The sequence below is a fragment of the Paenibacillus sp. FSL P4-0176 genome (assembly GCF_037975265.1).
GTDB lineage: Bacteria > Bacillota > Bacilli > Paenibacillales > Paenibacillaceae > Paenibacillus > Paenibacillus amylolyticus.
Map to the genome: position 1 here is coordinate 5,753,612 of NZ_CP150242.1, position 19,318 is coordinate 5,772,929.

General features: G+C 45.9%; 13 protein-coding genes and 2 tRNA genes. 4 read left to right on the forward strand and 11 right to left on the reverse strand.

Annotation, left to right across the window (positions count from 1 at the left end; all coding sequences use genetic code 11):
* Positions 1-12: 12 nt before the first annotated feature.
* The 6 genes from lonB to MKY95_RS26655 all read right to left on the reverse strand — a co-directional run bounded on the left by lonB (position 13) and on the right by MKY95_RS26655 (position 7,710).
* Entirely contained in the window at positions 13-1,767 is a 1,755-nt protein-coding gene (gene lonB / locus MKY95_RS26630) for an ATP-dependent protease LonB (RefSeq protein ID WP_036605888.1), read from the reverse strand.
* 167 nt (positions 1,768-1,934) lie between these two features.
* Positions 1,935-3,032 carry a flavodoxin-dependent (E)-4-hydroxy-3-methylbut-2-enyl-diphosphate synthase gene (gene ispG, locus MKY95_RS26635; protein WP_017692591.1) on the reverse strand — a complete coding sequence of 366 codons (1,098 nt, stop codon included), beginning with the start codon at positions 3,030-3,032 and terminating at the stop codon, positions 1,935-1,937.
* A 120-nt stretch (positions 3,033-3,152) separates the two neighbouring features.
* Positions 3,153-4,406: an ATP-dependent protease ATP-binding subunit ClpX gene (clpX, locus tag MKY95_RS26640; protein ID WP_036605887.1), complete on the reverse strand. Its 1,254-nt coding sequence runs from the start codon at positions 4,404-4,406 to the stop codon at positions 3,153-3,155.
* A 12-nt stretch (positions 4,407-4,418) separates the two neighbouring features.
* The gene (clpP, locus tag MKY95_RS26645; RefSeq protein ID WP_036605886.1) at positions 4,419-5,009 is read right to left on the reverse strand and encodes an ATP-dependent Clp endopeptidase proteolytic subunit ClpP; all 591 of its coding nucleotides are present in this window, start codon (positions 5,007-5,009) and stop codon (positions 4,419-4,421) included.
* Positions 5,010-5,388: 379 nt separating this feature from the next.
* A complete protein-coding gene (gene tig, locus MKY95_RS26650) occupies positions 5,389-6,729 on the reverse strand; it encodes a trigger factor (RefSeq protein WP_036605885.1) in 1,341 nt (446 codons plus the stop codon).
* Positions 6,730-6,867: 138 nt separating this feature from the next.
* The gene (locus MKY95_RS26655) at positions 6,868-7,710 is read right to left on the reverse strand and encodes a hypothetical protein (protein WP_036605959.1); all 843 of its coding nucleotides are present in this window, start codon (positions 7,708-7,710) and stop codon (positions 6,868-6,870) included.
* Between the two features lie 327 nt (positions 7,711-8,037).
* Between MKY95_RS26655 and MKY95_RS26660 the strand changes: the two genes are divergently transcribed.
* Positions 8,038-8,111, forward strand: a tRNA-Arg gene (locus MKY95_RS26660).
* 632 nt (positions 8,112-8,743) lie between these two features.
* Positions 8,744-9,973 carry an MFS transporter gene (locus MKY95_RS26665; protein ID WP_076320307.1) on the forward strand — a complete coding sequence of 410 codons (1,230 nt, stop codon included), beginning with the start codon at positions 8,744-8,746 and terminating at the stop codon, positions 9,971-9,973.
* A 127-nt stretch (positions 9,974-10,100) separates the two neighbouring features.
* Here the strand turns inward: MKY95_RS26665 and MKY95_RS26670 are convergent, their stop codons facing one another.
* From MKY95_RS26670 to MKY95_RS26680, 3 genes are all read right to left on the reverse strand, one after another.
* Positions 10,101-14,060 (reverse strand): S8 family serine peptidase, encoded by a 3,960-nt coding sequence (locus MKY95_RS26670; protein ID WP_339195192.1) that lies wholly within the window; start codon positions 14,058-14,060, stop codon positions 10,101-10,103.
* A 394-nt stretch (positions 14,061-14,454) separates the two neighbouring features.
* Positions 14,455-15,225, reverse strand: a complete 771-nt coding sequence (locus tag MKY95_RS26675; RefSeq protein WP_076320309.1) for a class I SAM-dependent methyltransferase — start codon at positions 15,223-15,225, stop codon at positions 14,455-14,457.
* A 198-nt stretch (positions 15,226-15,423) separates the two neighbouring features.
* A tRNA-Arg gene (locus MKY95_RS26680) sits at positions 15,424-15,497 on the reverse strand.
* Positions 15,498-15,977: 480 nt separating this feature from the next.
* Between MKY95_RS26680 and MKY95_RS26685 the strand changes: the two genes are divergently transcribed.
* Positions 15,978-16,271, forward strand: coding sequence for a DUF4870 domain-containing protein (locus MKY95_RS26685; RefSeq protein ID WP_017692583.1), 294 nt, complete (start codon positions 15,978-15,980; stop codon positions 16,269-16,271).
* A gap of 177 nt (positions 16,272-16,448) precedes the next feature.
* Here the strand turns inward: MKY95_RS26685 and MKY95_RS26690 are convergent, their stop codons facing one another.
* Together MKY95_RS26690 and MKY95_RS26695 are read right to left on the reverse strand one after the other, a co-directional pair.
* Complete coding sequence (locus MKY95_RS26690; protein WP_036605881.1) at positions 16,449-16,805, reverse strand: hypothetical protein; 357 nt, start codon at positions 16,803-16,805, stop codon at positions 16,449-16,451.
* 31 nt (positions 16,806-16,836) lie between these two features.
* On the reverse strand, positions 16,837-17,136 hold the full coding sequence (locus tag MKY95_RS26695) for a hypothetical protein (protein ID WP_017692581.1): 300 nt from the start codon (positions 17,134-17,136) through the stop codon (positions 16,837-16,839).
* Between the two features lie 192 nt (positions 17,137-17,328).
* Between MKY95_RS26695 and asnB the strand changes: the two genes are divergently transcribed.
* Positions 17,329-19,173, forward strand: a complete 1,845-nt coding sequence (gene asnB, locus MKY95_RS26700) for an asparagine synthase (glutamine-hydrolyzing) (protein ID WP_036673522.1) — start codon at positions 17,329-17,331, stop codon at positions 19,171-19,173.
* The last annotated feature ends 145 nt before the right edge of the window (positions 19,174-19,318 follow it).

Sequence of the window (19,318 nt, forward strand, 5' to 3'; positions counted from 1 at the left end):
GAAGGGAAGCGCTTAGCAGCTTCCCGAATCTGTAACCTGTCCTGGACGAGGCACGTCCGCACGCAAATAGGAAGCGGATGCCGGTGGAAAAATCTCCGGTGCAGGTGCAACTGTCTCCTCTGCAAGCTTCGTTTGTTCCATTTGTTGTGATTCCGGAACCCAGGCGAACACTTCACGGAATACGTCCTGTACCGTATCTACCGGGATAACGCGCAAGCCATCCAGATTCTCAAAAATGGACTGCCAGTTCTCCGCGGGAATAATAACGGTCTTCGCTCCTGCCTGAAATGCAGCCTCGACCTTGGCCAGCACGCCACCGATAGGTTTAACCCGACCATGAATACTGATCTCGCCAGTCATCGCTGTCTCATGATCCACAGGACGCCTCTGAATGGCTGATGTAATGGCAGTCGCCATGGCGATCCCGGCGGATGGACCATCAATAGGCGTCCCACCTGGGAAATTCACGTGTAAATCGTAATCATTCGGACGAATACCCATGGCTTTTAATACGGTTAACACATTTTCAACCGAGCCTTTGGCCATACTTTTTCGCCGGAGTGTACGCGAACCGCCTCCAATCTCTTCTTCATCCACAACGCCTGTAATGTTGATTCGGCCTTGATCTTTAAGAGCCGGAACAGCAGACACTTCGATCTCCAAAATGGTTCCCATATTCGGTCCGTATACCGCCAAGCCGTTAACAAAACCCACCTGCGGCTGTGTAGGGACCTTCCGATCAGGCCGTGGCTGAATCTGACTGCTACCCGCCACCCACTCCACATCGGACGCCTGAAGCGTCTCACGCTTCTCTGTCAGCGCAAGTCCAGCAGCCAGCTGGATGATATTGACCGCTTCACGTCCATTGGTTGCATATCGCTTGACCACATCAACGGCATCCGGACATGGACTGAACCCTATTTTCTGAACAGCATCCTCTGCAATTCGCCCAATCTCCTCAGGCAACAGAGGACGGAAATAAACTTCCATACAGCGGGAACGCAGAGCTGGTGGCAGTTCATGAGGCGAACGTGTCGTTGCTCCAACAAGGCGGAAATCGGCCGGCAGGCCATTTTGAAAAATATCGTGGATATAAGCAGGAGTATGCGTGTCTTCCGAGTTATAGTACGCACTCTCCAAAAACACCTTGCGATCCTCCAACACTTTCAACAGCTTATTCATCTGAATCGAATGTAATTCACCAATCTCATCAATAAAAAGCATTCCCCCATGCGCTTTCGTGACAGCGCCCGGTTTCGGTTGGGGAATACCTGCAACGCCCATGGCTCCTGCTCCCTGATATATCGGATCGTGGACCGAACCAATTAAGGGGTCCGCAATACCACGCTCATCAAAACGGGCTGTTGTTGCATCCAGCTCCGTGAATTTCGCGTCTGGCTTGAAAGGCGATGTTGGATTCTTCTTAGCCTCTTCCAAAACGACCCTTGCGGCAGCTGTCTTCCCGACTCCGGGAGGGCCATAAATGATAACATGTTGCGGATTAGCACTGCACAAAGCAGCTTTAAGGGCACGCAGCCCGTCTTTTTGCCCAACAATATCGTTAATGGTAGCTGGACGCGTCTTCTCCGACAACGGCTTGGTGAGTGAGATCGAACGCAGCTTGCGCAGCTTCTCCAGTTCCTTGCGAGATTCACGCTCAACGGCACTGCGGTTTGTTTTCTGGCCACGCAGCAGGTTCCAGAAATACAAACCAATCACCACTCCAAAAAATAACTGAATCAACATGATGACCATACCAAATTCCATGTCTTCACATCCTCCTATTTTGTCGCTATTCTCATATGAGATCATGCTAATACTTGGTAGTATAGCCTTTTCAACGCGACGTAAACGGGCGATGCGGAATTTGTATGCGAGAAAATAAAAAGCCCGCCATCGCTGGCGAGCTTTTGCTGTAACAAGATATGAATCAATCAGTGCGAACGACCAGGAATAACACCTGTCTCTTCGTAGGCTTCAACGATTTTGTCGATCTCTTTTTTTAATTCCTCAACCATGATTTCTTCAGGCACTTTACGAATCATCTTACCATGACGGAACAAGAGACCTTCTCCACGAGCACCGGCAATTCCGATATCCGCTTCTTTGGCCTCACCTGGACCATTAACCGCACAACCCAACACCGATACTTTAATCGGCACCTTCAGTTTGGAGATATACTCTTCCACTTCGTTGGCAATGGAGAACAGGTCGATGTCCAAACGTCCACACGTTGGGCAGGAGATCAATGTGGCTGCATTTGTAATCAGTCCAAATGTTTTGAGCAGATCACGAGCGACCTTAATTTCTTCTACCGGGTCCGCACTCAGTGAGATCCGCATCGTTGAACCAATACCCATGGACAATAGAGCTCCCATACCTGCGGAGCTTTTGATTGTACCGGAGAACAGTGTACCTGCTTCGGTAATCCCGAGATGCAACGGATACGGAATGATTTGAGCTGCTTTGGTATACGCCTCAATTGCCATCGGCACATCCGATGCTTTGAGAGACACGATGATATCATGGAAATCAAGCTCTTCCAAAATACCAATGTGATACAATGCACTTTCTACCATAGCATCTGCCGTAGGATACCCATACTTCTCAAGGAGATGGTTTTCCAAAGAACCCGCATTTACTCCAATCCGAATCGGAATGCCGCGGTCTTTACAAGCCTTAACCACTTCTTCCACTTTTGCACGTTTACCGATGTTACCTGGATTAATCCGAACTTTATCGATGCCGTTCTCAATCGCAAGTAAAGCCAGCTTATAGTTGAAATGAATGTCCGCTACGAGCGGTATATTAATGCGTTTTTTGATTTCCTTGATGGCTGCGGCAGCTTCCTCATTATTCACCGTTACACGTACCACTTGACAGCCCGCTTCTTCCAGTCGCAGAATCTCTGCAACCGTTGCTTCAACGTCTGCCGTTTTGGTTGTACACATACTTTGGATAATGACTTCGTTACTGCCACCGATCGTTACGTTTCCCACTTTCACGGGACGTGTATCCTGTCTTAAATACATGAGTGATTTCTCTCCCCACAACGTCAAAGCTCCACCCTGACAGAGACATGAATTCGCCTTCTGCCAAAGTGGAGAACTGACAAGTCTATATTTCAGAGTTCAACGGGATTCAGGCCTTTATTAGGCGCTCTCTTCCTGCTTATCGTCCTTCGATTGGCTTAGTTCAGGCACGACTCTTTTCTCAACAACTTCCTCGGTAATGACACAGTTCGTAACATCTTCACGTGAAGGCACTTCATACATGATTTCCAGCATGATACCTTCAATGATGGCACGCAATCCACGTGCACCTGTGTTACGTTTAATTGCTTCTTTTGCAATCGCAAGCAATGCAGCTGGTTCAAAGACCAGATTCACATTATCCAGCTCAAGCAGTTTTTGGTACTGTTTGGTAAGCGCGTTTTTTGGTTCGGAAAGAATCCGTACCAGCGTATCTTCATCCAGCGGCTCCAAAGTGGAGATGACTGGCAGACGGCCTACAAATTCCGGAATCAGACCAAATTTCAGCAAATCTTCCGGCAATACCATACCCAGGTATTCACCTGGTTTCAGATCTTTTTGCTCAGAAACGGTATTAAAGCCAATGACTTTTTTACCGATCCGGCGTTTGATCATTTGCTCCAGACCATCAAAGGCACCGCCGCAAATGAACAGGATGTTTGTTGTATCGATCTGAATGAATTCTTGATGAGGGTGTTTACGGCCACCTTGTGGTGGTACAGAAGCCACAGTTCCTTCAAGAATTTTCAAGAGAGCCTGTTGCACACCTTCGCCCGATACATCACGAGTAATGGATGGGTTTTCGGATTTACGCGCTACTTTATCAATCTCATCGATATAAATAATGCCACGCTCTGCTTTTTCCACATCATAATCAGCAGCTTGAATAAGTTTGAGCAGGATGTTCTCTACATCCTCACCTACATAACCCGCTTCTGTTAATGACGTAGCATCCGCAATAGCAAAAGGAACATTCAAAATTTTTGCCATCGTTTGCGCAAGCAACGTTTTACCAGAACCTGTTGGTCCTAACAGCAAAATGTTACTCTTTGACAATTCAACGTCTTCGATCTTGCTTTGCGTGTTGATCCGTTTGTAGTGATTATACACCGCAACAGACAATGATTTTTTCGCTTGTTCCTGTCCAATAACATATTGATCCAGAATATTACGAATTTCTTTTGGTTTCGGAATATCTTTCAGGTCTACTTCTTCATCATGACCAAGTTCTTCCTCAACGATTTCGGTGCAAAGTTCGATACATTCATCACAGATGTACACGCCTGGTCCAGCGACCAACTTGCGTACCTGCTCCTGAGATTTACCGCAAAAAGAGCATTTCAACTGCCCTTTCTCATCGTTAAATTTAAACATGAAACCACCCCTTTAGGAATTGATCGGTCTACTGAGCACCTGGTCAATAATGCCGTACGTCTTAGCTTCTTCAGCGCTCATGAAGAAGTCACGGTCGGTATCCCGCTCAATTTTCTCAAGAGGCTGACCCGTACGATCGACGTATATTTGATTCAGTTTCTGACGTGTTTTAATAATCCATTCTGCATGTATCTTAATATCCGCAGCCTGTCCTTGAATGCCGCCAAGCGGCTGATGAATCATTACTTCGCTATTTGTCAGCGCATATCTCTTGCCAGGTGCACCGGCTGTCAGCAATAACGAGCCCATGCTTGCTGCCATCCCTACGCAAATGGTAGATACATCCGGCTTGATAAATTGCATCGTATCGTATATACCCATCCCTGCGGTGACAGAACCACCAGGTGAGTTAATGTACAAGCTGATATCCTTCTCAGGATCGTCGGCTGCCAAAAACAAAAGCTGTGCTATGACAAGATTGGCTACATCGTCATCAATCGCACTGGTTAGAAAGATAATGCGATCTTTCAGCAAACGTGAATATATATCGTAAGACCGCTCGCCTCGATTGGTTTGTTCTATAACCATTGGCACCAGACTCATGAGACCAACCTCTTTTCTACATGTAATTAGACATAGGCCACCTGTAAAGCAAACCCAAATTCATTCTAACACTTTCCTGTGACAATGTCATTTTTCACAAGAGGGGTGAGACATCAATTTGTTTACTTTTTTAGCCTGATCATATTTAACCATGTTTTCTATGTATGTGCAAATTGAAGCCATCCTATGCCGTCTTGCCGTTTTTTATTTGCATGAAGTACATAGGTATGTAAAAAGTGTACGCGGATCAATAAAATTAGTGTTCATCCATATAATTACTTCATTTTCTATAAAATGGATGTCATAATTTAAAAATAAGGCACGCAATAATTCACGTGCCTTATCGTTTATTCAACTGACAAGTTGATAACAGCTTGTCTTATTTTTCGTCAGCTTCTGCAACAACTTCTTCAGCTGGAGCTTCAACCGGTTCAACAACTGTGCTGTTCTCAAGGAGAACGTCAATCGTTTTACGCAGTTTAACTTCATCGCGAAGGCTGTCCAAGGAACCATTACCTTCGAGGATGCCACGGATCTCATCAGCAGGACGCTTGTAAGATTCAGCCATTTTCTCGAGTTCTTGATTCACTTCTTCATCAGATACTTCAATGTTTTCCGCTTTACCTACAGCTTCAAGCACCAGGTTGTTGCGAACACGTTTGGAAGCATCTTCTTGCATTTGCCCTCTCAGGTCAGCTTGAGTCTGGCCAGAGAAGCTCAGGAACATTTCAAGGTTCATACCTTGGTTACGCAGACGGTTGTCGAAATCACGCATCATGTTTTGTACTTCGCTCTCAACCATTGCAGCAGGAATGTCCACTTCAGCGTTTTCAGCCACTTTTTCTACAACTGCATTTTCTTGTGCAGCTTTGGCTTCGTCAGCTTTGCGGGATTCCAATTGTGTTTTCAGGTCAGCTTTGTACTCTTCAAGTGTGTCGAATTCGCTAACATCTTTAGCAAACTCATCATCCAATGCAGGAAGTTGTTTGCGTTTGATTTCGTGAATTTTCACTTTGAATACCGCTTGTTTGCCAGCAAGTTCTGCTGCATGGTAGCTCTCTGGGAAAGTCACTTCTACGTCTTTGAAGTCACCTGTGGACAGACCCACAACTTGTTCTTCAAATCCAGGAATGAATGTGTTGGAACCCAGTTCCAGGGAATAACGCTCAGCTTGTCCACCTTCGAAAGGTACACCATCAACGGAACCGTCGAAGTCGATTACTGCAACGTCGCCGTTAGCAGCTGAACCTTCGTCAATTACAACGAGTTCAGCGTGACGTTGTTGAAGACGCTCAAGTTCTTCAGTCACTTCTGCGTCAGTTACTTCGCCTTTTGCTACAGCAACTTCGATTCCTTTGTACTCACCAAGAGTAACTTCAGGTTTCACAGTTACTTTTGCTTTGAACTTGAATGTTTGTCCTTTAGCAAATTGTTCAACATCTACGTCAGGACGATCAACCGGGAAGATATCCGTCTGGTCGATTGCTTCTGTATAAGCTTCAGGAAGCAAAATGTCGATTGCTTCTTGATAAAGGCTCTCTACACCAAAACGTGCTTCGAAGATGGAACGTGGTACTTTACCTTTACGGAATCCAGGTACGTTTGCTTGTTTAACCACTTTATTAAAAGCTTTGTCGAGTGCTGCAGTTACACGATCTGCATCCACTTCAACCTCAAGAACCCCAAGGTTCTTCTCTATCTTTTCCCAAGTTGCTTTCATTGTATACTTTCCCCTCCAAAATTCACATGTTCACGTAGGCAATCACGTACAAAATAACCATTTTAGTATAAACAAGATTAGATTCTTTTTCAAGGGGAATCCCTTGATACAGTTTAAGGAAAACGTTTCCGGCCTCGATTAACCATCCAAACCGGCAGATACAAACTGTTTCATAGAACGATAAGCCTGTTCCAGTCGAAAGCGCATCGCGCCTGTCACAGCATACATTGAGCGGGTATTTTCCTCATCATGCGAACCACCCAGACTGTCTGCAACGGTCATATGTAGAGCTGCTGCCCATATATCTGTCATGGAATCATTTTCTTCCAGCATCGATACATAATCACGGGTTCCATACACCGCCATGACATATTGTATCCACAGTTCTTGGGCAAAATAAAAGAGCGTAGGTTCATGAACCTCCGTCTGATCTGCCACTCGTTCCAGAATCTGAACGATTTGGAGCGGGAATTCCTCTGGTCTAAGAGGCACGGTGTCGATCTCGACTTCAACCTGCTCTTCGCCTCTCGTAAACAGGATCATACCTTGAACACCTCGTCGACGCAAGGTTTGCAACACCCGAAATTGAAGCAGTGGGTGAAGCGACTTATCTTTTAACCAACTCGTAAGTGCCTCGTCAATCTTCGGTAGATCAAGATAGGCCAGTTGCTCCAAAGCCAGCATCGTCTGTTCAGACAGCGGCTCCTCCATTACTGTGCGAAGCATCTTATCTGCATAACCATCATCCTGTTCAAGCTTCATTCGGGCATGCTGCCGTGCCATGTCTTCCTCACTAATCTCTTCTTCCTCTTCTCGTTCTTCAAGAACGGCAGGCGAGGTTTCTTCATATTGAGGAAACGCAGCCTGAAGCCATTCGAGCAGAGCCCGCCATTCATCATAATGGCGCTCTTCCTGTCCCTGACATTGCAACAAAAAGTGAAGCAATTTCATCGCTTCACCATACCGTTCATTTTCAAGCATAACTGTCAATTGAATCTGGTAATAGTCCAGCGTCTTAGGAAACAGCACAATATTGTTGTTATGCTCGGTTTCCGGGGTCGTGGATTCCTTAATGGGAGCACCTCCTCTATATCCTGAATCTCCAGTCGGAATCAACATAAATAGATGTATATATTAAAACGATTGTTGATCTATTTTCTGAGTTCTCCTGATATTCTAACATAACCTTAAATATAATGAAAAAAACGTTACTGCCGCCAAATATCATATACGAAAAATAGTTTAAAATAAAATGCTTGATATTCCTGTATGCATATGATAAAATCAATTTTGCTTGAAAAAATTCATGTCTCAGTAGCTCAGCTGGATAGAGCAACGCCCTTCTAAGGCGTCGGTCGGGGGTTCGAATCCCTCCTGGGACGTATTAAAAAGAAGCTTCCTTCGGGAAGTTTTTTTTGCGTTCTGGGGATGAGAACCCCAACAGTTCGTCGGAGCATTCGCTTCGTTAGCACCACTTCGCAGTCTCGACTGCAAGGAGAGTACCCCTCCTGGGACGTATTAAAAAGAAGCTTCCTTCGGGAAGCTTTTTTTGCGTTCTGGGGATGAGAAACCAATGGTTCGTCGGAGCATTCGCTTCGTTACATGCTCTATGTCGTTGCATTGGAGCATCCGTATTTGCTCATTCTATAAGCAACACGTTGAAGTATCGATGTTCTAACGAACACAGGACACTTTATTTGCTCCCAATTCAGCATTGTGGAATTCTAACGAATCTTAGAGAACTTATTTCACCATTCTGGGGTATTAACTCACTTATTCGCACTTCGTAGCCTGATTAACGTCGCTGAGGTTCGTTAGAATCTGAAAATAGCGGTTTTACCCATTATAAGACCTCGTGGATTCGTTAAAGTTCACAGGCTAGTCAAGACACCCAAAGTCCATTGGGTGTTTTTTCATTTCATTGCTCAATATTGACATAGAATGTTATGCTTACCCAGTGGGTAATGTAACAATCCATACATATTAACTTCTTAGGAAACAGGAGATTTTATCAATGTCATCTTCAATACAGCAACACTCATCTATCCATACCGAGGAAGAACATTCTTCGACATCCAAAAGATTCGGCCTGTTATTAGCAGGCATTATCGTCATCGCCGCTACCATGAGATCACCGATTACAGCAACCGGACCTGTAGTGGAGATGATCCGCTCAGATACAGGTATCGACCATACGATGGTCGGGCTTCTGACCTCACTTCCTTTGCTCGCCTTTGCAGCAGTCTCTCCTTTTGCACCACGTCTTGCCAAACGTCTAGGACTCGAATCTGCTCTGCTATTGGCTGTTATGATCGTAACCATTGGGGTGGCATTACGCTTGTTGCCTTCCGTTCTCTCCTTATATGCAGGAACCGCAATTTTGGGGTGCGGCATTGCATTAAGCAACGTGCTTTTGCCAAGTTTGATCAAACGTGATTTTCCATTACGGGTAGGTATCGTCACCGGATTATACTCTGTATCCATGAACATATTTGGCGCCATCGCCTCAGGTGTGAGTGTGCCCGTAGCAGGAGCCACATCTATGGGTTGGCGTGCTTCGTTAGGCATGTGGGCCTTGTTGTCCATATTGGCGCTTCTCTTGTGGCTCCCCCAGATCGCCGCAGGACGTCAGCGAATGTTATTCATAGCCACACAGAGTGAAGGGACACCTGTACGTCTACGGACCTCTTCCCTGGCCTGGTTCATTACTTTATTTATGGGTCTGCAATCTCTAATATTCTATACAACGATTACCTGGCTTCCCGAAATTCTCGCTGAGCAAGGATTCAGCCCCACCTCAGCAGGGTGGATGCTCTCCCTGATGCAGATGGTTAGTGTACCAGCTACCTTTATCGTTCCAATCCTCGCCGGCCGAACGCGAGATCAGCGTGTTCTAACCGCGATAACGTGCTCTTCTTTAATTGTCGGGTATGCTTTATTGTTAAGTGGCATTGCTTCGCTCGTTACCATTGGTGTCACGTTGGCAGGGATAGGCGCTGGAGCTTCATTTGGCATGGTAACGATGTTCTTCGTCCTTCGCACAAAAGATGCCAGACAAGCTGCCAGCCTGTCCGGTATGGCCCAGTCCTTCGGATATATGCTAGCGGCAGTTGGACCTTTACTGTTCGGTATGCTTCATGACTGGACAAAAGGATGGACCCTGCCGTTGCTAATACAGGTCATTCTGGCCATCGCTTTATTAATCGCAGGGATTCAGGCCAGTAAAAATAGAATGATCGGTTAGCCATACAATTCATTTATAAAAAAACAAAACGGCCTCCATCCTGCAAATCAGGATGGAGGCCGTTTATGCATAGAACAATTCCTTCATTAATTGAATCCATTTTAATCAATTTCAATGAGGAATGAACTTACTTCACTTTTACCTTAATCGTGTCTGTGCTGGTAACACCGCCTGCGTTAATTAACTCTGCCCGATACGTATACGTGCCCGATGCTTTCCCGGACAGTGTAGTCACAGCACTTTGCGCATAAGGTGTAGCCGAACGGAGTTCTTGCGTATCGATCAACTTATCATTTTCATAGAGACGATACTCTGTAGCGTTGGTCCCCCACCACAGGTTCATGGTCACCTTATATTTTCCATCGCCATCCCAGTTATCGTGAGAAAGAACCGCTTTGCCTGGGGTTGCGTTGGTAACCCGAACAGTCAACGTCTGACTACGCGTTGTTCCCTTGTCGTTAGTCAGCTCAGCCACGTACGTATACGTGCCGTTGGCTTTGCCCGTGATCTTCGTCTGAGCAAACTGCGCCCAAGGCGCGTTGTAAGTCAACTTTTGTGTATCAACCAAAACCCCGTCCTCATATAACTTGTAGCTAGTTGCGTTCTCGCCCCACCACAGGTTCATTGTAACGATATACGCGCCCTCTGGCAGGCCGTTGCCTACCCAGTTATTGTGAGACAATACAGGCGTACCTGGGGCCTTGGTTGCCGGAGTTTCAGGTTCGGTCTCCACGGCTTCCAATTTCAGTGCCGTATTGGCTGTGCCCGAAAGCCCCTGTTGGTCTTTTACGGTAAGTTCAACAGTATACTCGCCTGCTTCAATTCCCTCCAAAGGAAGGCTGAAGGTACCATCAGCTTGTACTTCAAAGACTCCTTCTTTATAAACCGATCCATCCTCTTTTTTCACAACATACGTTGCTTCCAGAGAAGCGGCCGGATCAAACGTGATGTCCCATCCGCTGGCAAGCGCAGGAGCTACACGGAAGTACAAGTCTTCCACGCTACCGTTAAGGACAGCAGACTCATCCTCTTTGAACTCCAACGCTTCTGGTGCAGTTACAGCGGGAGCTGTCTTTTTCACCAAAAATGGCGAAGTGTCTTCCTTATAGGTTTTGCCGTCCGTACCAATCGTAGTGATGTCTACCGTATATAAACCATCCGGAATCTCAGTCACTTCATCGGTTGTGTAGTCTGCATATGAGCCGTCCCAAGCAAGGTTGTATCTTGCATTGGCATTGAAGTTAAAATAGTTACCAAAGATGGAGCCGATATAACCATCTTGATAATATCCACCTTCCGGATTAAGACCATCATAGATCTCAATCAGGGCAAATGTCATCGGATTATAGAATTCCATCGCAACATTCAGCGTATCCAACGTACCATCAGCCTTCAATGGATAGTGGAATGGATTTTTCTCAGTGCCTTTTACGGTTTCGATATACTTAACTCCACTCAACGTAACGTTGAAATGAGCAACATATGGCACAGTAAAAGTATTGGTTCCATTCGAGAACTCGATGTATCCTTGTGCTTCTGTAGTCGTAGTAACCCCACGCGGAACGGTGATTGTTACTGCAAGTTCTTCCTCACCATTCAATGTAAAGGAATTCTTGTCTACGGCAACGGATACACCAGCGACATTACGAGTTGGATTCACATTTACGGTGTAATCCCCACCACTACCATTCAGCGCTTCAACTTTAATCGTTTTGGTAATCGTCTTTTCATCTGTGCTCAGGAAATTACCGTAGTTGATACTTCCGGTGATATTCTCCTTTTCAACAACAGAGCCACTTTCTGTGTATTGAGTTACATCAAGCACTTTGACAAAAGCCACAGGATCAATGGTATTTACAGCCTGAATACGGCCAGCACCTTGATCAAATACATCAAACTTGGTTGGATCCAGCACCTTACTATTGTTCATCAGTGCAACTTTGATATCAAATGGTGTCCATTCCGGATGCTTCTCGATCAGAAGCGCAATCAAACCTGCTACATGAGGTGTAGCCATACTTGTACCTGATTTACGATCATAAGCTTGTGTGTAATCTGCGTCTGGCTCATCCTTGCCGTAGGCAGGAATCGTAGACAAAATGCTTGTACCTGGTGCAACAATATCCGGTTTGATATCCAGTGTTACCTTTGCAGGTCCACGTGAACTGGATGAACTCATTTCATCGCCCGGAGTTTGGGAACGTTCAAAATCACTAAAGCTCACTTCAACGGCTTGCCCTGCGTCCAGCTCAGCCTTGATCACATCTCCATCTTCCTTGGACATGCTCAGTGTTGGAATGAGTTCAAAGTTATCGCCCAGACTTACACCAATTGGGCCAGGAATGTTGTTATATACAATAACAGCCAAGGCTCCGGCTGCTTTAGCATTGGCGATTTTCTCTACAAATGCGATTTCACCACGCTGTATTAAGGCCACTTTACCTGTAAAATCCTTACCTTCAAAATCAGTTGGCTTACCCAGTGCTGCATATTCAAGCTCATATTTCCCTGTCAAAACAGTTTCAGGGTCTGCCGACAGGCTCCATCCCATCAGATCCAGACGGTAAACCGACTCTGTAATAGCCAGTGGAGCTTCAGTCGGAGCAATTACAGACTCTTCTTCCACAGGGGCAGCTTCAGGAGAAGCTTCAACGGGTGCAGAAGGTGATACAGATGGAGTATTTTCTTCTGTTGTAACCTCTTCTACATTCGGAACTTCAGCTTCGTTAGAAACTGTGTCCTCCACAGCCGCTGCACTTTCCTCATCAGCAGTTGCAGGTACACCTTGCTCTGAAACTTCTGGTGCTTCTGTTCCAGGTGCTGTACCCAGTTCAGGAGATTGTTCAACCTCTGGCACCGGTTGTTGTTCAGGTTGTGCCTCTTCGCCTTCCTCACCAATCCAGAAGTGAGTATCGGCTGTAATCACCTGGCTCGGTCCTGTAGAGTTACCTACCGTAATGGCCATTGCAGACGCACCCGGAGAACCGAGTGTATAACGGTTAGGTCCACTGTTACCACTTGCTACAACCGCTGTCACACCAGACAACATCGCATTGTTCAGGGCAACTGAAGTAATATAACTTGGGTCGTTGGCGGCGTTACCCAACGAGAGATTGATTACGTCCATGCCATCTTGAACAGAACGATCAATTCCGCCGAGTACCCATGAGGTTTGACCACTACCATACGGTCCAAGTACACGGTAAGCATAGATATCTGCTTCAGGAGCAACACCAACAATACCGTAGTCCCCCGCCTCGCGAGCAGCAACGGTACCCGCTACGTGCGTACCGTGAGATGTGTAATAGGGGCTTCCAAGCTCGTTAAGCTCAGGCTCGCCCGATCCTTTCCATTCTTGATATGTTGTTTCATACGGATCATTGTCGTTTCCAACAAAGTCCCATCCGCCTTTGTAAGCTTCCTGCAAATTAGGATGTTCATAGTCAATCCCAGTATCAATGACGCCGACTTTAATGCCATTTCCTTTGTAACCCAGATCCCATACTTCAGGTGCACCAATAAAAGGAGCTGTGTCTTTCATGTACGGGTTCACTTCATCTGTCTCGGGCGCTATTGTAACTTCAAGGTCTGGATATACGCTGACCACGCCAGGTATTTGAAGCAATTGTCCCACCTGGTTTCCTTTAAGCTCAATCGCTACACCATTCAGGGCATATGCATATTCTTCCAATACTTCATGTTTGATTTTCTTCTGAGTGAGGCTATGTACAAATGACTGTTGTTGTTGCTCAACTTGAGTCACAGCCTTTGTTTCCATAGAGGAGGTAAAAGATTTTCCGGAGAGGGTTGATTCACCTTGCGCTACTGCAACAGGTTTATTGGAAAGCTCAACGATCACTCGGGTGTTCTCTCCACCCAGACCTTCCAAGCTTTTATCCAAAAATGGATCTGCGGCAAGTTTTGCTTCCCGTCCTGCAAGAATCTCTCTCCATTGTTTGGCTTCGGCTGTACTGGGTAAGTTGTCAAGCTGAATAACTGAATCTGCGGGAGCGGCTCCAGCCGCGGGGAGAATAATGGAAAAGACCATCAGAACACTTAATAACGTGGATATCAATCGTTTACTCAAGGCTTTGCCCCTCCTTTTAAATGTGAATACGTCACCAAATGATGGGTTCCTGCTGTGTTTGTGCGTACTGCAATACGCCTCCAATTTCACCGCCTATCTGCAAGAAGATTGACCCTTGGTAAATTATTCTATCAAAATACCACATTTTCCTTCTAAATACTTACAAATATGATATAGAAATTACTTATATGGGTCTTGAGTATGATAAAAATATCCATTTGTAATTATTTGTCGTTTGAATATTTCATTTTTAAAATAATGCATCAAAAAAAAGACCAAGAGCCTCTTTATCCGAAAGAGGCTCTTGGTGTATAGGGGAAGCGTGGTTAGTATACAAAGAATACCGGAATTTGTTTAACATCGATAAAACTGCTACATATCGCGAAATTTTACTTTATTCTGGCTTCACGGCTTCAATACGCAGGCGCTTGTAATCGGCATACATCGCATCATCTTTCCAAAGGTGAGACATCACGATCTGACTGGTTTCATGGCATATTTGTTGTATCTCTTCATGACTGAGACTCTCAAAATAGTCCCCTCCAAAATGAGCCAACCAGCCTACTATACCCTGCTCACCATCTGCTAGTCTCGTAGGACGGTCGTAGTGATAGGCCTGTCGCACCACAAATCCACGTTGCTCTAAAATATGGCTATATTCTCCGATCGAAGGAAAGTACCAAGGGTTGCGTTCCGATGCACGAATGCCCGTGTTTCGCTCCATAACCTGCTCTAATGCATTCACAATGGTCTGCACGTTCCCTTTACCACCGAATTCTGCGACAAAACGCCCTCCGGGCTTCAAAGATTTCCATATACTATCCACCACTAATCGCGGGCTTCGCATCCAGTGCAGGGCTGCATTGGAGAAGACGGCATCATACAGTCTATTCGTCTCAAACTGATGACCGTCTCCTTCCACGAACTCAAGTTCAGGGAATTTCTTCCTCGCACGGCGAATCATGTCCGTCGATGCATCCATGCCAATAACTTCAGCTTCGGCCAGAGAAATTTCATGCGTCAAATCCCCCGTCCCGCAACCCAGATCAAGAATGTATTCCCCTTTTTGGGGTTGAAGCCAAGAGATCAGATTTTTGCCGTATCCGGACACAAAAGCCAGTTTGTCGTCATACTCATCTGCTTGCCATTGATTTAATGATTTCATGGATACCACCGTCGCTTTCGTTATTGATATCCTCATTGTGGCATAGAATTGTTTATTCTTTAAATATATAAATTCTATATTGTTTATAGGTATAACCAATAAAAGCGCTAACGAAGCGGATGCTTCGACGAACCATTGGGGTTCTCTTCCCCTGAACGAAAAACAAGAAGCTTCCCGAAGGAAGCTTCTTGTTCTTTACGTCCCAGGAGGGATTCGAACCCCCGACCGACGCCTTAGAAGGGCGTTGCTCTATCCAGCTGAGCTACTGAGACAAATATGTATAATAAATTTTCGGCGCGGTTCTTATTATACTCTGATTTCTATATTTTTCAATAGTTTTATAAAAAAATTAATAATTATACTTAAATGCGGGTTCAAAAAGTCCGGTTTTCAGTACCGAGAAGATGGAATGAAGCTAGAAATGGAGTAGCGGAGCGTAGGCAAACTACGTGAGCAACTACATTGTTTCCAAAGGAAACAACCTTCGTAAGCATCCGCTTATTTCGGCTGAATTCCATATTCGATGTTGATGATGCCACTAGGCATCATTCGTAATCAAAGGCGATAAATGTACTTTTCGGTGTTATTCTCATACTTCAGCCCCTTTGAGAATATGATAGCTTGAACCAGGTTATATTGAGGAGATTGGGACATTTAGAGTAAGATTAACATCAGACATTTTCAATGTCAGAATTGCTGGGTAATCTTTTGCATACATACATTTCAATGATCCATTGAAGGAGAGAATCGTCATGAGACAGCTTTTATCAGCCCTATCCTATTTCAGTATTTTCTTTGCCCCGTTCCTGTTTCCGATCATTATATGGATTGTTGCCAAGGATGATTACATTGAGGGACATGCAAAACGCGCCTTATTCTCACATGTATTCCCCTTTCTCGCTGCCATTCCGTTATTTTATTTCTTCGTGACTGCGCATAGTCTGGGTTCCGCCGTTGGGTTTGTCATTCTATTCTTTGTGATTTACGGATTAAGCTTTGTGTACAATGTGGTTAAAGGGATTCAAGTGCTGCGCGAGTATGCTTGATCACATCTCCACCTGATCTGACCATCGCATAACAAAACCCGCCGTTCAACAACGGCGGGTTTTTCCAGTTACAGATACAGTCAGAGCAACCAGCAACAGCAACAGGTCACATCTACATATAGCTCAACATCGAACTCTATCCCACTATCGCCACATGTGTTGCTGGAGCGTTACCTGTTAAGCCTGCCCGATCAGATAACGCTGAAGTGTTGGACCAAGCAAACCAAAGGAAAACAACTCACTTTGAAACCGAGCTTTATCTTCTTCTACTGTCATACCTTCGCTGTTCTCAAATGCGGTATCTGTCGCCTCTTCAAACGCAGTATGCATATTATTGTTATACCAGTCGATCGCCGAATCGGAGTGATTGCGTACAATCCGAACAACTTCCAGCGAATTTCCGGGCTGTGTTGAAGCCACGTATACAAGTAACGATGGATCTCCGGCATTTCCAGGCTGCACTTCAACCTCTGCACAAGACAATCCATCCACCTCGGTTAATCTGCGTATTTTGGCATCTTGAATGGCATACATTCGTCATCGCGCTCCTTTTCCTTTGTGCTTATCATGTACTTTGTTCAATCTGGTATCGTGTCTCTGGTGTGCCCAATCGGTAAATCTCTCGATACACCTGTTGTAATACCGTTTCATAAGCTCGGTTTACGGACTCCTCCGGTGTATCTGGCCATGGGAATACCATGCCAGGAAAGGCCTCTTCCTCCTTTTCCTGCATGAGGCTCAGCAGTCCCAATAATTGCTCCGCTTCCTGCGGCGTTGCCTGAATGATCCATTCATATGATGTTACCGACGGATCCGGAATAACGGAGCGGCCCATGACAGACACATAATACTTCATACTGTCCATTGCATGTTCTCTCCTTCACAGGCATGTTGAGGCCGTTGTCCCTAGAACTAGTTTCCGAAGAGGACAGACATTTTATGCCTGCTTTCGGCATATATTTGTTACGACCTCTGACGAAAAGACAACATTTGCTGGTTGCCAGTAACTAAGCAGCCATACGGATGAATGACTCGACCAAGAAAGGATGAACAAACCATGTGCGGTATTACCGGCTTCATACAGTGGAATCGGGATTTGACCCAGGAATCAGAGCTGCTGGTCCGTATGACGGATAGCTTGTCGAACCGGGGGCCCGACGCTTCAGGTACATGGATCTCCAATCCTTGTGCCTTTGGACATCGGCGTCTTAGTGTAATGGACCCCGAGAACGGCGCACAGCCCATGCATGCGTTACAGGGAGATACCTCCTATACCGTCGTGTATAACGGAGAACTATACAATGCACCCGAGTTGAAAAAGGAATTGCTCCAGCGGGGGCATCAGTTCCGCACGCAATGTGATACGGAAGTGTTGCTCGCCTCTTATATTGAGTGGGGACCGGCATGTGTTGACCGGTTTAACGGTATTTTTGCTTTTGCCATATGGGATGGGGGACGCGAACAGGTTTTTATCGCAAGAGATCGCCTTGGCGTGAAACCTCTGTTCTACAGTAATAACAAAGACACTCTCGTATTTGGTTCAGAGCCCAAAGCTCTGCTTATTCACCCTGATGTGGAAGCCGCTGTTGGCCCGGAAGGATTGGCCGAAGTGTTTATCGTAGGGCCTGCACGGACACCAGGACACGGCGTATACTCTTCACTAAGCGAACTCAAGCCTGCGCACGCGCTGATCTATAACCGAAACGGTATCCGAACCTATGCCTACTGGAAACTGGAAAGCCAGAACCACGAACATAACCTGGAAGAGACGGCAGCAGAGGTACGCTCTCTCTTGCAAGATACACTGGAGCGCCAGTTGGCTTCGGATGTTCCAGTATGCTCTCTTTTATCAGGAGGACTGGACTCCAGCGCCTTGTCTGCATTAGCCGTTGATTATTACAAGCGAACCGGGCAAGGCCAAATCAGTACGTATTCTGTCGATTATGTGGATAACGCCAAGCATTTCCAGGCGCATTCCTTTCAGCCGGGTGCAGATGGACCCTGGATTAAGCGAATGGTGGATGAACTCAAGACCGACCATCACTGGATTGAAATTGAGAACGGAGAACTGATTCATGCACTGACACAGGCCATGTTAGTCAGGGATCTGCCAGGTATGGCAGATGTAGACTCCTCGCTCTATTTGTTCTGTAAAGAAATCAAAAAAGGGGCCACCGTTGCCATTTCAGGCGAAGCAGCGGATGAAGTGTTTGGCGGTTACCCCTGGTTCCATCGAGAAGATATGCTGAACTCCGGTACGTTTCCGTGGTCTGTAGCACCTGATATGCGAGCAGCGTTGTTATCCCCGGATATTCGGGAATGGATTCGGCCACTCGATTATTTGGCAGACCGCTATTCGGATGCAGTGGCTGAAGTGCCTCTGTTGGATGGGGAAACAGGTAAAGCTGCACAAATGCGGGTGATGTCCTACCTGAATATTACACGTTTCATGCCTACACTTCTGGATCGCAAAGACCGGATGAGCATGGGGGCAGGACTGGAAGTGCGGGTACCTTACTGTGACCATCGTCTGATCCAGTATGTGTTTAACATCCCTTGGGAAATGAAAATAACGGGCGGACGGGAAAAAGGTATTCTGCGTAAAGCACTCGAAGGTGTCCTGCCTGACGATGTGTTATATCGCAAAAAGAGTCCGTATCCGAAAACACATAATCCGCAATATCTGGCCGCGGTCAAACAGCAGGTACTTGATATCCTGGATGATCCCACTTCGCCGATTTTGCCTTTGATCGACAAAACTCAGATCCGCAATCTTGCGTCTTCACCAGATGCAGCTTCCAATCTTCCCTGGTTCGGACAGTTAATGTCTGGGCCACAGTTATTTGCATATCTGACTCAGATCAATACCTGGTTGCGGACATATAAAGTCGCTATTCGTTAAGATCATGTTATGCATTGATTCAACATGATGAATTATTTAAGGGTGCCCAAACAGTAACTACTGTGTTTGGACACCCTTTTATTACTTTTTTATAAGAATCTCTGTACGGATGCGCTCGTTCTTCATCCACATTCCACTCAGTTCA

Coding starts and splice junctions, on each gene's coding strand:
- lonB (WP_036605888.1), bottom strand. CDS start 1,767: ATGGAATTTGGTATGGTCATCATGTTGATTCAGTTATTTTTTGGAGTG.
- MKY95_RS26655 (WP_036605959.1), bottom strand. CDS start 7,710: ATGCTTGAAAATGAACGGTATGGTGAAGCGATGAAATTGCTTCACTTT.
- tig (WP_036605885.1), bottom strand. CDS start 6,729: ATGAAAGCAACTTGGGAAAAGATAGAGAAGAACCTTGGGGTTCTTGAG.
- ispG (WP_017692591.1), bottom strand. CDS start 3,032: ATGTATTTAAGACAGGATACACGTCCCGTGAAAGTGGGAAACGTAACG.
- clpX (WP_036605887.1), bottom strand. CDS start 4,406: ATGTTTAAATTTAACGATGAGAAAGGGCAGTTGAAATGCTCTTTTTGC.
- MKY95_RS26665 (WP_076320307.1), top strand. CDS start 8,744: ATGTCATCTTCAATACAGCAACACTCATCTATCCATACCGAGGAAGAA.
- clpP (WP_036605886.1), bottom strand. CDS start 5,009: ATGAGTCTGGTGCCAATGGTTATAGAACAAACCAATCGAGGCGAGCGG.
- MKY95_RS26685 (WP_017692583.1), top strand. CDS start 15,978: ATGAGACAGCTTTTATCAGCCCTATCCTATTTCAGTATTTTCTTTGCC.
- MKY95_RS26675 (WP_076320309.1), bottom strand. CDS start 15,225: ATGAAATCATTAAATCAATGGCAAGCAGATGAGTATGACGACAAACTG.
- MKY95_RS26695 (WP_017692581.1), bottom strand. CDS start 17,136: ATGGACAGTATGAAGTATTATGTGTCTGTCATGGGCCGCTCCGTTATT.
- MKY95_RS26690 (WP_036605881.1), bottom strand. CDS start 16,805: ATGTATGCCATTCAAGATGCCAAAATACGCAGATTAACCGAGGTGGAT.
- asnB (WP_036673522.1), top strand. CDS start 17,329: ATGTGCGGTATTACCGGCTTCATACAGTGGAATCGGGATTTGACCCAG.